Genomic DNA, 16,819 nt, shown 5'->3' with positions numbered 1-16,819 from the left:
ACAAAATAAGCAACAGAAACGGAAATCCTTCATAGACAAATACAAAATAGCACATTATCAGATATATAGACATCCAGATTTCATCTATCAAGTCATTTTATTAGCAATAAATAGACAGCATAAAACATTCCTCACCGAAAATAACTATAAGCATTGTATCCTATTTTTCACATTAGCCGAAGCCCCCGAATGGCTTTTAGCACCCGACACTTTCTTTCGTCCGAAAGGAATAGATACATTTATATAATAAGATCTGAAATCAGCATCTTGAGACAGTAAATTATAACTATAGTTATCATATTCTTTGTATCTACGAGGCTTTGAATGAAGTAAAGAGTTCACGCCTGCTTTCAAAGATATTCCATTAGAAAATCCTTTCTTTAACTCTACACTCAATCGGAAAGATTTATTTGAATTCTCCTGCGCCATTTTCATCCCGCTTCTATATCGATATGTACCTGTTAAGTTCCAATCATAACGTTTAGATAATAGAACTCCGGCATCAACCGATCCACTATAAGACAAGCTACTCACATCAATCTTTGTGTCTTCCAAATTCCCGTATGAACGATAGTATTGACCATCCAAAGACAAGTTGAAATAAAGATAGTCATCAAAGAATGAATCATTCCAATTAAAAACACCATTCAACATATGTACTTTTCCAAAGTTTGCGACAGTTTGCTTGGTCATCCCCCCTTCGACCGGAATATTAAAGTGGTTTACACCGTCTTTTGAGTAGGCATAACTGAAACTAAAGATATAATGTCGCTTTAGTACGTATTTCAACGAATTAATATATGCAACCGGAGTTTTAAGTTCAGGATTATTCTCTTTATAAATTGTTGGGCTAACGTAATAACGAAAAGGATTGTAATAATTAAAGGGGATTCGCAACATTCGTGAAGCAAAAGTGTATGACAACTGATGCTCCGGATGAATATTGTACATCAGCACCAACATAGGTAACGGAGCGAACTCATGTCTGCTAATCTTCTCTCCTGTAGTTTTCTGCACGCCTTTATCATAAACATACTCGCCACGAGCGCCCAACACGGTGATGAACTTAGGACTCCAAACCCGATTGTATGTAATGAAACCAGCTACATAATCTTCATCAAAATCAAAAAGATTACTTTTCTGAGGGTCATTCACATAATTCTGGTCCCGATAGTTGGCATAATAAAAATCAGAAACAGAAGTCATACGATAATACTCAACACCGAAGTTCAGTTTGCTCATTGGAGTAAATACATGCGTATACTCAATCTTGGCAGAATAGGTATCGTATTTATCAATTGATTTTTGCTGAAATCGCATGAAAGGATCAGACACATTTCCCTGCTCCACGTAAGAATAATCCAAGAAAGATGGATTGCGTTTCTCACTACACAGATAATCAACATCCAGCGCTAACATACTACCCTTACCATCTGTTTTCAGACGATAATTCAGATTGGAAGAAAAGAAAAGAGAAGAATGGTCTCCTAAATTTCTTGAATAGATCGTTGAATCGGAGACAGAGCTATTCAATGGGCGATACAAGGTTGTAGTAAAAAGATCCTGATCTCTCTTTTGATAAGAAAAATCGACCATTGCGCCAATCGTCTGTCCTTCTGCCAATTGATAGTCGGCCGTAAAACTTGTCCCTATATTCTTTGTCGAAGTGGTTTCTCGATTGCTGATACCATTGTAACGATTATCACTGAAATAGGAGTACTGGGCATCTGTCCGATCATAAGATTTGTTATTCTCTCCGTAAACGCTCGCAGAAAAAGCAAACTTCTTTTTCTGATAATCCAGGTACAGATTACCATCATACGAGTTATAGTGCCGCTGGCTATCACCGATGGACAGAGTCCCTTTCAGACCTTGGCTTTCGTCCTTCTTGAATACAATATTAATAATGCCTTCATTCCCATCGGTTCGGAAACTACTGCCCGGATCTGTTATCACTTCTATTTTATCTATTTTATCTGCCGGAAGACTCTGCAAATACCCACTGACAGCATTGGGAGAGATATTACTTTTCTTTCCATTAACATAAAGGGTCACACCATCTTTGCCAATCATAGACAGATTATTATTCTCCACCCTCATTAAAGGAGTGAATCGAAGCACTCCCATCGCATTGTTACCTTTAGTTATATTAACGTTAGCAATAGAAAACACCAACCGATCGCTCTTCTGAGTCACTATTGACCTGGCTTTCACCACTACCTCACCAAGCTCAACGCTTAACGGTTTCAGCACTATAGATAGCGGATCACTGTCCCCATCTGTAATTTCAACATCCTCATAACCGAGAAAGGAGATACGAAGCAACTCTTTTTCCCAATCAATGGAAAGAGAGAACCGACCTTCCGCATTACTCGTTGTAGCATGAAGCATCTGATTATCGCTTTTCCGGAAACATGCTATAACAGCACCGGGCATCGCTTCGCTCCGTTCATCAACTATGGTTCCTCGTATAGTCGTGTTGTGTTGCGCTGCTACACTCAATGAAAAAGACAGGCAGACAAGCCATAGGTAAATCAATTTGTAATTCATAGTTTTATCAATTATAGTTTTGTTGTTTATCAAAATACAAAGCATTCGATGATTGTAAGGGCAAAAAATGAACCGGTTGTTTGCTCTACCGCCCGATCTTAGAGATTAGACGTAAACCTCTAAGAGAAGGTTGCAATAAAAAGAATATTCAAATAATAAAATCTATAATCCTCTTTTACCATTCTGTCAAAATGTATTTTGAAACTCCTTAGAATCAATTCTTTGCGCCTTGGAAACAAGGAGAGAGTAAAAAACGCAGGAATCGTATTTTCCGGAAAGTCAGAAAGTAAGAAAATACAGTAAAATGCCACCATAAGGACAAGACGAAAAGGACATTTGCTATTCAGGAAAGACCAAAAATCCTCGTAAACGTTCAGAATGACGTTTTAAAAAAAAATTCTTCAAACTATGTTATAGAAGAGAAACAGCTCTTTTCCCTGAATTAAGGGATGTTTCGAGAAGGAAAAAACATATTTGCGTCAGTAAACAAACTTCTTGTTTAATACGAAGTTAACTTCCTGTTCCCAAGAAGTTAATTCTTTGCCGACAGGAAGTTAGTTCTTTGCCGGTACGAAGTTAAGCACCTCTTCCATAATCTCCCGGTAGGAAATGATCCGAAAAAGAATTTTCGATAAAACCGTCTCTATTTCATCCTATTTTCCCAAAGCACGTGTCAGTAAAAAGATAGAATAGCAAACATTCTGACACTAAACAGCAATTTTAGCTATCAAACCAAAAAAGCGCTGCCCCTCCTCTCCAATGTGAATAGGGACAGCGCCAATCGTTTATTTGTATAAGAGATCTACATCACGGCAGGTAACGTAACCTTGAAATTCGGATTTTCCGTATGTTGCCGGTGGATAATTCCAACCATTTTCTTTACAATATCCGGATTCTCGGCAGCTACATTATGGTCTTCATGGATATCTGTTGCCAAATTATAAAGAAAAGGAATACCTTTCTTAACAACCATTTTCCAATCTCCCATGCGTACACCTATCTGGTTCGTTTCATTAAATTCCCAATAGAGAAAATCATGTTTCTTCTGGTTCTTCTTACCCAACAGAGTCCGGGCAAAAGAAATGCCATCAAAATAATCAGATTCTTTCTTCTTATTCACATATTTTTTCGGGAAATTCTTCACACCCGTCAAATCACACAAGGTAGGCATGATGTCGTAAAAAGCACATTGGTGATCATTCACTGTTCCGGCAGCAACCTGACCGGGCCAACGAACAATAAACGGAACACGGATACCACCCTCGTAACACTGGCGTTTCAAGCCACGCAACTTCCCGTCACGTCCGAAGAAAGTGGGATCGGCCCCGCCTTCCTCGTGGGGACCATTATCACTGGTAAAGATGACAATCGTATTTTTATCCAATCCTTTCTCTTCTAACTTCTTCAGGACCTCACCCACATAATGGTCCAAACGGGTGATCATACCTGCAAACTGTGCATGTACATGGGTGATAGCATTATATCGGGACCCCTTCTGACCACCAAAAGCTTTATCATCAGTAAACTGTGTCTTGTAATGGTTCAGAATAGAGTCTTCCGGCTGCACCAGTTCTGCGTGAGGCAAAGTATAGGTGAAAACACCGAAAAAAGGTTGATCTTCATTCTGTTTATCGATCCATTCCATCGCTTTCTGATGAATCAAATCGGCTGAGTATTGAGTACGTTTATGATAATCGGGACCGTACATCGGATATTTGATATTCTCTTCCATCACAACACGTACGACACCCGTATCGCCCAACGACGGGCTATAACGGTTCAGGAAATTGGGATAATAGAGGTGGGCCTGAAATTGACAGATATATCCATAATATTCATCGATCCCCCTTTTATCGGGAGTGGACACAGAACCTTCGTACCCCCCTGCCCATTTGCCAAACATGCCGGTAGTATATCCGTTATCTTTCATGATCTCAGGCAGAATGATATGTTCCGGATCATAAGGGTGTTGTCCGACAACCGAAAACTCTTTATTATCGCCATACATCACCGTAGATGCTTGAGTCCAATACTCTTTATTACCACGGACTTCGCAATGTCCGGTATGCTGTCCGGTCATCAACGAGGCACGCGAAGGTGCGCTCACCGGACTTCCGGCATAGGCTTGCGTAAAGCGCATACCTTCACGGGCCATGTTGTCGATGTTGGGCGTACTGATGTATGGCTGTCCGTAGCAACCCAAATCTCCGTACCCCATGTCATCGCACATGATAAAGATGATATTCGGTTTTTGAGGGTTATGTGCCTTCTCTTTATGGGCAAATGCTTGCGAGCCACCCAGCCCGACAAGCAATGCACTGCTATAAATGATTTTATGGTTCATTCGTTGGGTTTATTTCGAGTTTTATTCACCACAGATTACACGGATTTTCACAGATTAATAATTTATTTCACTGAGAGTTAAATTAAAGAATCTGTGTTAATCTGTGTAATCTATGGTGAGTTTGGTTCATTTATATTCCGCTTCAATTACTCCCATCCCGGGTTGTTAGGTGCAAGTGCAGGATTCAGAATAATCTCCTGGCTGGGAACTTCATAAAGATAATATCTCTCCTGCCAGCCTTCGCCTGCTTTGATAGGGTCGGGTTGCAGATAGATATATCCTTCTGTCATGGCTCCGTCGGCAGGATCCGGTCCGCCGGTCGTTTCATCCAGCAAGAACTGGGCACCATGTCTGAACTTATCTTTCGTCATCCACATTCCTTTGAGCTGACGATTGAGGAACCAGGGAGCCATTCTCCAACGACGGATGTCATAGAATCCGAAGCCTTCACCCATTAACTCGATAATACGTTCACGACGGACTTCCCACAAAACAGGATCTACTAGAACACCTTGTTCATTACCTTTCGGGTAATAGCGGCCACGATTCGGGTCAAAGCTATCGTTGATCTCGGCAACCTTCATATCTGCCACACCGGCACGTTTACGTAGTTTATTGATAGACTCGTCGGCCACTGCCTGAGTGAACTGTCCTGTCTCGCACATGGCCTCAGCATAATTCAGCAATACCTCTTCTATTTTGAAGATAGGTTTATCCGATGTGTTCAGAGTGATACCTCCATTTCGGTTCGTTTCCCAGTTGCTCCAGTTCTTCCAGAAGTAATATCCCGAACGGCTTCTCACGAAACCTGTAGCTCCGATACCTCCCATAAAGTTGGGTGAAGAAGGAACCAGTGAGGCTGCCCAATTCTGTCCGGGCAGACGTTTCATGCCGATACCGGGGTTATCACACGATTCGTTAGGTCCCATTATGTCAATGTATTCACGGTCGGCAGGGTCATCGGTATAATCCCATGTTCTGGGATCATCTTTCGTCTTAGCCTTTGCTTTTACTTTATACGGAGGCATCACCACGTGATATAAACGCGGATCACGGTCGCGGAAAGTAGCGTATGGCGTTTTGTCTCCATGATAGTTCTCAGAAGTAGCAATCGGCTTACCGTCCTTACACAGATAAAGATCAACTGTATGCTGGTTCATCTCCACATTATGGCTATCCATGTGTTCCAATGCACTGAAGTTGGCCATCTTGATGTCCTGAACAAACTCCATGTACAGAATGACTCCCGGCACTTTGCCCAAATCTTCTGTAGTCCACATCTCCCCATATCCGGCTGCAGGCTGACCGTCTGTTCCGTAGTAAAGAGTAGGATAATCATTCATCAACAGGCGAGACACCCGGATACATTCGTCAAAGAACTTCTGGGCACCCTCCATTCCGTGATATTTGCGCCAAGTGGCTTCACGCAACGTAAATCGTGAGATAGCTGCACGAATACAATCACGATTGATGGTATTCGCACCGTCTTGTTTCTCAAAATCCCCGATATTCGCTTCAGCCCATTTCAAACGATTCAATACGGAGTCTGCTACAATCTCGCGGTCAACACGGGGGCCGTAAGCTTCGGGAGAACTTTCGTTAAGAACTGTATTGACCCAAGGTACTGCCCCGAAACGGTTGATAAGCTCCATGTACCAATATGAGTGGAAGAAATATCCCACCGCACGCCAATGGTCTTTTTCAGCATCAGTCATTTCTGACTTATCGATATTGGCAAGCAAGATGTTAGCACGACGGAATGTGCCGGAAAATCCCCAACCATTGCCCGAAGCCACACTCTGCACCCTTCCGAAAGCATAGTCATTACCTGACTCATTGGCACGACTCTCCAAGTATCCGGCATTCATATCACCTGCATAACAAGATCCTTGCCCGGTTCCGTTGATAGTATTGGCTATATTATTGTCTTTGAATATCTCATAGCAGGGCCATGCAAACGACTTAAAGTTATCGTAAGATTTGAAAGCGTTATTCTCTGTCAGACTGGTGACAGGCGCATGCTCCAAAAAGCTGTCATTACATCCGACCAGTCCGATTCCGGCTAAAATAGCCAATGATAGATATATCTTTTTCATTTTTAATTCTTGGTTATGCGTTTATAATGTAAAGTTGATACCGAACGAAACGGTACGGAATGCCGGATAGTTCCAGCTCAAGGTTTCAGGATCGATACCTGAAGGCAATGAAGAGAAAGTTGCCAGATTCTCTACACTGACAAAACCCTTCAACTGATTCAAGCCGATTCGGGATATCCATGTTTTAGGAACAGTATACGACAAAGTAACGTTCTTGATGCGGAAGTAAGCGGCGTTAGATAAGTATCTGTCTGTCTTACGTCCATAGTTGGAGCCAACTGTCGGATTCTGTCCGTACATACGTGGATATTTTGCATTCGGATTTACAGCAGTATAATCTCCATTGGCAGCATCTACCGGTTTCCAGTAGTCGGTCAGACCGTCAAATAGCGGTTGGTACTTGATATCATTCACTGAGTAAATATACATCGGGAATACCAGGTTGTTGGCAATCCATGCATCACGTTGACCGGTACCCTGCATCATAATATTCAGGTCGAAACCTTTATAATTGGCACCGAGAGTAATACCATACAGGTATTTAGGCAGGCTATTACCTATTACTTTCTGGTCACCGGGATTATCCAATGTACCGTCTCCGCTGTCGATCTGGTTCGTACTCTTATCGTCATCACGGAGATTCTTGAATTTCAGGTCACCGGGACGCGGGCTGACACCTTTAATAGAGGCTACCCCGTCTTTAAGTTTCCAGCTGTTGGTATCTACAAAATCATCTACTGTATAGAATCCGTCTACTTCATATCCCCAGATCTCACCCAGTCTTTGTCCCGGATAGAAATTACTCAGCAATTTAGAAGCAGCATTATCATCGTACTTAGTGATTTCAGAGTAGCTGTCAGAAAGGTTGAATCCGACACGATAATTAAATGTACCGATACGATCTCTCCAGTTCACAGCCAGCTCCCAACCACGGGTACGCATATCAGCTGTATTCTGGAAAGGAGAACTTGCACCCACAACAGCAGGAAGTTGCATACCCGGTGCCAACATTCCTTTTGTGTCACGCTGATACCAATCGAACACGGCATTCAGACGATTGCCAAACATGTTCAGATCCAAACCGATATCAGTAGTCGCTACTTTCTCCCAGGTAAAGCTTGTACTTACCAGATTCGGCAAAGAGTTAATGGCAGTTACATAATCACCGCCTGACAACCAGCCGTTATACTTGTTACTAACACTCATAGTCGGGAAATATGCATAGTTCACTACATTCTGGTTGCCGATCACACCATAAGATGCACGAATCTTCAGACCATCAATATAATTGCGTGTAACCTCCATAAACTTTTCCTGAGCCACGTTCCATCCCAAAGATACAGACGGGAAGAAACCGAAACGGGAATCTTTCGGGAATTTGGATGATCCGTCATAACGCCCGTTCACCTCCAGCAAATATTTATCCATGTAGTTATAATTAACCCGGAAGAATCCGCCACGAACAGAATATTCATTATAGCTGTCTGTCGCTTTCAGGTCACCAGTACCCGAACCTAATGCCGGTACTTCGATAACAGCTTGATTGTAAGACAATACATTTACTCCTTCAGTATATTTAGACTCCTGGTTGAAACCGGCCATTACGCTAAAATGGTGGTCTTTCTTAATATCAAACTTATATGTACCATAAATATTGAAGGCATTATAGTCGGTGAACTGTTTTTCTTTCTGCAAATAATCTTTTGCTGCATTCCAGATGTTGTTACCTCCCTGTATGTCTGTATACTGAGTTTTTCCGGTATAGAAATTATAGTCATACATGTTTTTGTCAAACGTGTATTCAAATACCCCTTCAAAGCCTTTGAATGGCTTCAAAATAGATTTCACGAAAACACGCGGATTGTCATATGACTTTTTCCATTTATTCGCCAACAGCACCTGATTGCGCGGTGTATTGAAAGGCAAATCCTGAGAGATTGTAGAACAAACATCCGCAGGCATATTACCTTCCGGTTGATAAGAAACCTGATTACTACCGAACATGCTTCCCAGACCGGAACTCGGTTGTGACTGATTGGTACGCGCATAGCTCATTGTCAGTTCCTGAGTAAACCATTTGGTAATATCAGCAGAAATATAAGAATTGATATTCAGACGTTCATACGTATCTTTATCGGTAATCAAAACACCGTCCGTAGATACATATCCGGCTGACATACGGTAACGCAACTTATCTGTACCGCCGGATACAGAAAGATTATGATTCATCTGGAAACTGGTCTCCATAAAATTCTTATATGGATCATGTTCGTTCAGATAATACAAGGCTCCGTCCGTATCGGCAAAAATACCATCACCTACAGTTTTGATAGATGAAGGATCCTGCCTGTACTGTGTCAGGTATTCCTTCCATTTTGAAACACTGGGTGAACCATAAGACCAATAAGCATCAGAATATCCTCCATCCTGATAAGCCTGCAGGTAATCCATTAACGATGCTTGCTTCGGCAAATTCATTGCAGTAGCAAAACCGAAATTATTGTTATAGTTCAGGCGGAAAGCCGTAGCTTCTTTCGGACGCTTAGTAGTCACCAGAACCACACCACCGGCCGCACGAGCACCATAAATAGCTGCCGAAGCAGCATCTTTCAGTACCGTCACCGTTTCGATATCTTCCGGATTCAACATATCGAGGCTACCTTCCACGTTATCAATCAAGATAAGAGGCGCGACATTGGCACCATAGCTTCCGTCGCTATTCTTGATACCTACTGAATAGGCACCACGCAGTTGGAATGACTTTCCGCTACCCGGTGCATTCCCGCTATTAGATACCAGCAGTCCCGGAACCGTACCTTGCAATGCATCGGAAGCTGTCATAATAGGACGGTCCCCGATAATCTCATCCATTTTGATAGATGAAACAGCACCTGTCAGGTTTGCTTTCTTTTGTGAACCGAAACCGACTACCACTACTTCGTCTAAGGTACGAGAGTCATCTTTCAGCACTATCTTCAAGGGAACACCGGCTACAGCTTTCACTTCTTGTGTTACATAACCGATATAAGAGATAACGATAACAGCACCCGGATTTACCGACAAAGAGAAATTTCCCTCTACATTACTGATCGTACCATTCTGGGCATTGTTTTTTTCCATAATGGTAGCACCAATAATCGCCTCTCCCAGGTTATCCCTGATATTACCTTTTACAACGATCTTATTACTCTGCTGTGGTGTGGAAACGACCTCCGGAGCACTCTTCAGAATAACTTCATTGCCCTTGATGACATAGCTGATACCACTGTCTTTAAACAGCACATTCAGTACCTCCTCTATGGAGCCTTCACAATTGATGTCACGAATCTTTGCATTACCCAAATCGGCTGCCTTGTAAAAGAACGTATATTTACTGTTCTTTTCAATAACCTGGATAGCCTGTTTAATGCTCATTGCCTTTCCCTGCACGGCTATCTGTCCCTGCACGGCAAAAACGGACATAGGATACAGGAGCATAAACATAATTACGCCTGCCAGAAAACGCCTGTTACAGACGCTAAAACATTGTCTCATGTCTTTCATTTTTTTGATTATACGATTAATTAGTGATTGATAAAAAGCGATTATTTATAAATAATGATTTTCTGTGTTTCTTTTCTAAATTTCAAATTCATATTGATACAAATCTTTTCGATGACTTTAGATGCGGGGTCATCATAACGCATATAGCCTGTGAATAAGTCATTTCGGGATACTTTCTCGTCGAGCTCTACCGGAATGTGGTAAATATCATGAATGGCTTCTATCAAATCATCCATACGCATGTCGACAAATTTGTAACGTCCCTCATCCCAACTGATATTACCTATATTCTTTAATATCACTTCATCCTTTTCGGGATGAAAAATAATCTGTTGCAAAGGTTTCATTTCAATCTTCCTCTGCGAAACCTTAGCGTTGAAATCAACCTTTCCACTGAAAAGAGTCACTTCCGCACCATACTGCCGGGTGGACTGAACACGAAAAACCGTCCCTTTGACTTCTACAAATGCCTGATCAATATATACCTTAAAATTACGTCCCTTACGTTTGGTTACCTCAAAAGTAGACTCTCCCTCCAACCATACTTCCCGTTGATCCATAAAATCCTGTGAAAAACGGATTCGACTTCCGGCTTGCATCCAAACCCTTGAACTATCGGGAAGCACGTACAACCTGCTATTTGAAGAGACAACCTCAGTATACTCAATGGCATGTTGCGAAGTGACAGGCTCCTCATTAAAAAAGAAGATACTTCCCCCAACAACCAATAACACTGTAATACATGCAGCGAGAGCAATCTTCAAGTACCTGAGCTGGGGCCGTTGCTTACGTTCAAAAGGAGTCTGACATTTGGAATCAATCTTATTCCAAATCCTACTTTCAACAGCAGTATCATCCACTATATTCCTTGCAGCATCAAATTGTTTTTTCATCTTTGTCTCCACAACATTCCAGTGCGCCAGCTCTTCTACTTCTCCCGGAGAAGACTTACCGGCAATCAATTTGCGGACAAGCCGATCGTATTTATTAGAAATCTTCATATTCTTTATATTTCTTTCCAAAAGCCCAAGTTATATTTATAAATCTATCCATAAATACACAATTTATAAAATTCCCCCCTATATGTTTTCCGCTTTTTTTCTGTTTTATAAATTGAGTATGCTATATTTGTAATCCAAACGTAACTCTTAATGAACGAAAAAGAAGCAATTATTAAACTAAAAACCCGCAATGATAAAGCTGCCTTTGCATTCTTGTACCACTCTTATTGGGCTAAGGTTTACAACTTTACGCGACTTTATGTCACTTCTTTGGTTGATGTGGAAGAAATCGTTCAAGAGGTTTTCATTAAAATCTGGGAGAGCAGAGAGTCCCTGGATGAAGAACAAAACTTTGCAGGATATCTGTTCATCACCATGCGTAACCTTGTTTTTAACCGCTCCCGCAAGAATCTGAACGAAGCTTTCTACCAACTGTCAGTGATAGAAGCAGTAGAAGAATCATATGATATAGAAGAAGAACTGGATGCAGCCAATCTACGGACACATATCGAATCACTAATTTCAATGTTACCACCCCGGCAACAGGAAGTGTTCCGTCTGAGCAGGGACGAAGAACTTTCTTATCGTGAAATTGCAGAAAAACTTCAAATATCGGAAAGAACAGTGGAACACCACATATCCGATGCTTTGAAGTTTCTAAGAAAAAACATCAAGCTTTACACATTATTCCTTTCATTATAAATGAAGTAGCGCTGCTCTTCCCCGTTGGGACAGAACAGCGCCAATCATCAGTTTTTATGAAAAACGAAACTTTCTTTCATAGAGAGGTATTACACTTACATAACAATTCTCTCTTCACAGAGATACTATTAACACTATATATAAACATGATGATTTTCATTAATAAATCAAAAATAAACATTTCTATAAAAATAAAAAATGGAAATCGACTAATAGAACAATTTAATCGATCAAAATGTTCTCTACATTTTCAGTAAACGTTTACTCAAATACCTTACCGGATACCAGACAGATAAAAATCCGACAGTAAATACGGTAATAAATATCACGATGACATCCCCCAAATGAACACTGACCGGATAGGAATCAACTACAAAATTACCTGCAGCATTACCTCCACCCAATGAAACTATCCCGTAGGCCATCTGAACCCAACATAGAACTAAGCCGAGTATAATCCCGATTATAGCTCCATAAAAGGAAATCATGCATCCTTCGAAAAGAAAAATACGCGAAACAAGCCGATCGTCAGCTCCCAATTTACGAAGTGTATTCACATCTTCCTTTTTATCCAGAATAAGCATCGACAGCGAACCTATCACATTGAAACAGGCGATCACGAGAATAAAGGTAAGAAACAAATACGAAACCAATTTCTCTATCTCCATGATGCGAAACACATCCTCCTGCTGCTCGTAACGGTTACGAATAACAAAACCATCTCCTAACGCCTTCCCGATCTTTTCTTTCACTACAGAAATATTAGATCCCGGCTTTAGTTTCAGTTCTATTGCAGACACTTCGGTAGTATAATCAAGCAAACGCCGGGCAAAATCCAACGAAGTGAGAATATACTGTCCGTCATACTTCTGCTGATTGACTACAAACACTACACCGGGCGAATACAAATAATCCATATTAAAGGAAGCAGCCGGATTTGCAAGATTAACCTTTCCATTCCTTTTAGGAATATATACCTGCAAAGGATCGACAAACCTGATTCCGGTCCCCAATGTAGAGACAAGCTCAATCCCCATCACTCCATAATCCACAACAGAATCGTTCAACAAAAACTCGCCTGCTCCATAAAGGATACTATCTATCGCAGTCAACTGCTCAAAATTATCTTGTACTCCCTTTATAACAGCCATTGTTTGACGATCCTTATATTGCACCATCGCATTCTCTTCAAGTGTTTCAGTCAACACATCTACTTCCGGCATCTGCCGGATAGCCTGAATACGCGGGTCCTGTGCATCGAAAACTTTCCCTTCGGCAATCGTCACTTTCAGTTCCGGATCAAACACAGTAAACAGATCGGCTACTGTATCCTGAAAACCATTGAATACGGAAAGTGTACACACCATTGCCATCGTAGCCAATGCTACTCCACACACGGAAATAGCCGAAATGATATTAATGGCATTGTGTTTCTTCTTTGAGAAAAGATATCGCCGGGCTATGTAGAAGGGAAGATTCACTTCAACAAGGCATCTATCTTTTCAATGTAGTCCAGCGAATCGTCCACAAAAAATTTCAATTCGGGGATAATGCGCAACTGATGACGAACACGGGTACCGAGTTCGAAACGGATGGACTTCATATTATTATTGATATTCTTTACCATTTCTTCGCTTTTATCAGAAGGGAAGACGCTTAAATATACGCGGGCAATGCTCATATCAGGGCTGATACGTACAGCACTGACTGATACCAACACACCGGGCATGGCTTTGGTCTGCAACAGAAAAATCTCACTGAGTTCCTTCTGTAACAGACGGGCTATCTTATTCTGTCTCGTTGTCTCCATAAACTTACTACGTAATTATTTTATCAAACAAGCAATTAGTACTTGTTACAATAGAACACAAAATTAGAGAAATATATCGTTTGACAGATAAAATATGTACTATTTTTAATCTTCATTATTGAATTATTTTTCCAATGCTAAAGAATAATCAACTAATACACATCTCACTTCTTACGAATAATGGTCAGTCCATCACGCAAAGGGAGGATTACTTTCTCCACTCGTTCATCATGTGCCACCAATTCGTTGAAAGCCTTAATACCTATGGTCTGATAGTCGTTGCTATGGGGCTCTTCCAGCACATGACCATCCCATAAAGTGTTATCGGCTATGATATATCCTCCGGGAGAAAGATGTGCAAGAGTCATCTCATAATATTCAATATACTTACGTTTATCGCCATCCACAAAAGCAAGGTCAAACGTAACTCCCAATGCAGGTATCAATTGGAGAGCATCTCCAATGTAGAATTTAATTTTATCAGCATAAGCTGAATTTTCGAGCCAGGGACGGGTAAAGTCTTCCTGTTCGTCATTTATCTCAAATGTATGAAGCATTCCACCCTCCTCAAGTCCTTCGGCCAAGCAAAGGGCGGAATAACCACTATAAGTTCCTATTTCTAATATCTGGCGAGGCCGTATCATACGAACAAACATCTTCAACATACGCCCCTGCAGATGACCGGAAGCCATACGGGGACGCAGAAGCTTGACATGCGTATCCCGGTAAAGAGCTTTCAGGTATTCACCTTCTTCATCGATATGCTTTAGGATATATTCGTCTAAAAGATCGGTCTCTTTCATCTCATCCTACAGATAACGGTTGCTATTAGGCAATACACTGTCACCGGCATGCTTCAAAGCATCTTCCACAACATTGATCTCAAGGAAAGAGGTCTGTGTCCCGGCTTTACCGCTACTCAGATAACCCACCATATCAGTAGGATGTAAACGTCCTTCTTTCAATAAACGACGCAGAGCGGCAAAATAATACTCCTGTCCGTTGGCCAACTCAGGCATGTAGATTGCCTCCACTCCATAAGAGAGTGCCAGGTGACGCATCGTTTTCTCTTTATAGCAAATGGCAAGCACCGGATATTTACCACGGAAAGCAGCCAGATTACGTGCAGTGCGCCCTTGATAGCTATCAGTAATGATAGCGCGTATTTTTAGTTTAGTAGTTGCTTTTACAGCCTGTTTGGCAAGGAAAGCAGTCACGTCATTACTATTCTCATCCAGAGGAATACGGATATCATTTTCTTCCAATTTGTCTTTTTCAGCCTGCGCAGCAATCTTAGTCATGGTTTTCACAGCCTCCACCGGATATTTACCATACGCAGTTTCACCACTCAACATCAAAGCATCTGTACGATAATAGATAGCATTGGCAATATCGGTTACTTCAGCACGAGTCGGACGCGGATTATTTATCATCGTATGTAACATCTGTGTAGCTACGATTACCGGCTTCTTGGCAAGAATACATTTACGGATCAATGTACGCTGAATACCCGGGATACGTTCCTGTGGAACTTCAATACCCAAGTCACCGCGAGCTACCATCACTCCATCAGCAACTTCCAGAATCTCATCGATGTTATCTACACCTTCTTGATTCTCTATCTTAGCAATAATACGGATATCACTGTTGTGTGCATCCAGAATTTCACGAATATCAAGCACATCCTGACGGTTACGTACAAAAGAATGTGCTATGAAATCAATATCTTTTTCTATTGCATAAAGAATGTTATTACGATCTTTTTCAGTCAGAGAAGGCAAGTTGATACGAACTCCGGGAACATTTACACTCTTACGACTCCCCAAAGTTGCTTCATTCTGCACCTCACAAAGTAAATATTCGGACGTTTTATCAATAACCCGCAACTCAAGATCACCATCGTCAATCAAAATAGTCCCACCTATATTCAGATCGTGTACGAAGTTCGGATAAGAAACGGCAATACATTCACGGGTAGTCTCACGTTCGGGATCCCCCACAATTTTAACCTTCTCACCAATCTGATAAAGTATTGGTTCCGCATTGGCAGTGGTACGTACCTCCGGGCCTTTAGTATCCATAAGGATAGCGATGCGATTGGACACGGTACGAACATTGGCAATCAACGCTTCAAACCCTTCACGACTGGCGTGAGCTGTGTTCATACGAACCACATTCATCCCTGCATCAAACAACTCTTTTATAAAATCTACATCGCAACGTCTGTCTGAGATGGAAGCTACGATTTTAGTCTGTTTCAGCAACATAATCTATCTACCTAATTTATATTTATACCTATTTATCTAATAAAGCCTCAAGTGCCAGACGATATGAGTTCAATCCAAATCCACAAATCACACCTTTACAGGCACAAGCAATCATAGAAACATGACGGAACGATTCGCGGGCATGAACATTGGAAATATGAACCTCAATCACAGGAGAGGGAACGGAACGGATGGCATCCTGCAAAGCAATGGAAGTGTGCGTATAGGCTCCTGCATTCAAAACAATTCCATCCACATCGAAACCGGTCTGCTGAATTTTATCTATCATTTCTCCTTCAACGTTCGACTGGAAATAACCCAACTCCACATCGGGATATTTTTTACGAAGCTCACCCAAATACTCTTCAAATGTAACGCTTCCATATATAGAAGGTTCACGCTTGCCCAAAAGATTAATATTGGGACCATTAATAATTTGTATCCTCATAACACAATCCTGCTATTTTTAATACCTTTGTCTTCGAGAACAATATTTCAAGATGCAA

11 protein-coding genes are annotated in these 16,819 nt (G+C 41.4%); 1 reads left to right on the top strand and 10 read right to left on the bottom strand.

Annotation, left to right across the window (positions count from 1 at the left end; genetic code table 11):
- Window positions 1-144 precede the first annotated feature (144 nt).
- From FDF36_RS16250 to FDF36_RS16230, 5 genes are all read right to left on the bottom strand, one after another.
- A complete protein-coding gene (locus tag FDF36_RS16250) occupies window positions 145-2,550 on the bottom strand; it encodes a TonB-dependent receptor (protein ID WP_220392052.1) in 2,406 nt (801 codons plus the stop codon).
- Between the two features lie 802 nt (window positions 2,551-3,352).
- Window positions 3,353-4,894, bottom strand: a complete 1,542-nt coding sequence (locus FDF36_RS16245) for an arylsulfatase (RefSeq protein ID WP_193684065.1) — start codon at window positions 4,892-4,894, stop codon at window positions 3,353-3,355.
- A gap of 146 nt (window positions 4,895-5,040) precedes the next feature.
- A complete protein-coding gene (locus FDF36_RS16240; RefSeq protein WP_220392051.1) occupies window positions 5,041-6,990 on the bottom strand; it encodes a RagB/SusD family nutrient uptake outer membrane protein in 1,950 nt (649 codons plus the stop codon).
- A gap of 21 nt (window positions 6,991-7,011) precedes the next feature.
- Window positions 7,012-10,524 carry a TonB-dependent receptor gene (locus FDF36_RS16235; RefSeq protein WP_220392050.1) on the bottom strand — a complete coding sequence of 1,171 codons (3,513 nt, stop codon included), beginning with the start codon at window positions 10,522-10,524 and terminating at the stop codon, window positions 7,012-7,014.
- A 50-nt stretch (window positions 10,525-10,574) separates the two neighbouring features.
- Window positions 10,575-11,555, bottom strand: a complete 981-nt coding sequence (locus tag FDF36_RS16230; RefSeq protein WP_220392049.1) for a FecR family protein — start codon at window positions 11,553-11,555, stop codon at window positions 10,575-10,577.
- A gap of 129 nt (window positions 11,556-11,684) precedes the next feature.
- On the opposite strand from FDF36_RS16230, the gene FDF36_RS16225 reads away from it, so the two are divergent.
- Window positions 11,685-12,236 carry an RNA polymerase sigma-70 factor gene (locus tag FDF36_RS16225; protein ID WP_005781745.1) on the top strand — a complete coding sequence of 184 codons (552 nt, stop codon included), beginning with the start codon at window positions 11,685-11,687 and terminating at the stop codon, window positions 12,234-12,236.
- A gap of 242 nt (window positions 12,237-12,478) precedes the next feature.
- On the opposite strand, the gene FDF36_RS16220 is transcribed toward FDF36_RS16225, so the two are convergent.
- The 5 genes from FDF36_RS16220 to aroQ form a co-directional block, all read right to left on the bottom strand.
- Window positions 12,479-13,717: an FtsX-like permease family protein gene (locus FDF36_RS16220; protein ID WP_005781743.1), complete on the bottom strand. Its 1,239-nt coding sequence runs from the start codon at window positions 13,715-13,717 to the stop codon at window positions 12,479-12,481.
- A complete protein-coding gene (gene rbfA / locus FDF36_RS16215; RefSeq protein WP_005781741.1) occupies window positions 13,714-14,046 on the bottom strand; it encodes a 30S ribosome-binding factor RbfA in 333 nt (110 codons plus the stop codon). Before rbfA ends, FDF36_RS16220 begins: the two co-directional genes overlap by 4 nt.
- A gap of 164 nt (window positions 14,047-14,210) precedes the next feature.
- Window positions 14,211-14,849, bottom strand: coding sequence for an O-methyltransferase (locus tag FDF36_RS16210; RefSeq protein ID WP_220392048.1), 639 nt, complete (start codon window positions 14,847-14,849; stop codon window positions 14,211-14,213).
- A gap of 6 nt (window positions 14,850-14,855) precedes the next feature.
- Window positions 14,856-16,313: a pyruvate kinase gene (pyk, locus tag FDF36_RS16205; RefSeq protein ID WP_005781737.1), complete on the bottom strand. Its 1,458-nt coding sequence runs from the start codon at window positions 16,311-16,313 to the stop codon at window positions 14,856-14,858.
- 28 nt (window positions 16,314-16,341) lie between these two features.
- Window positions 16,342-16,761 (bottom strand): type II 3-dehydroquinate dehydratase, encoded by a 420-nt coding sequence (aroQ, locus tag FDF36_RS16200; protein WP_220392047.1) that lies wholly within the window; start codon window positions 16,759-16,761, stop codon window positions 16,342-16,344.
- Window positions 16,762-16,819: the final 58 nt, after the last annotated feature.

Origin of the sequence: Bacteroides fragilis (assembly GCF_019583405.1) — a bacterium.
GTDB lineage: Bacteria > Bacteroidota > Bacteroidia > Bacteroidales > Bacteroidaceae > Bacteroides > Bacteroides fragilis_B.
This window is presented reverse-complemented; position numbering and strand designations above follow the sequence as displayed.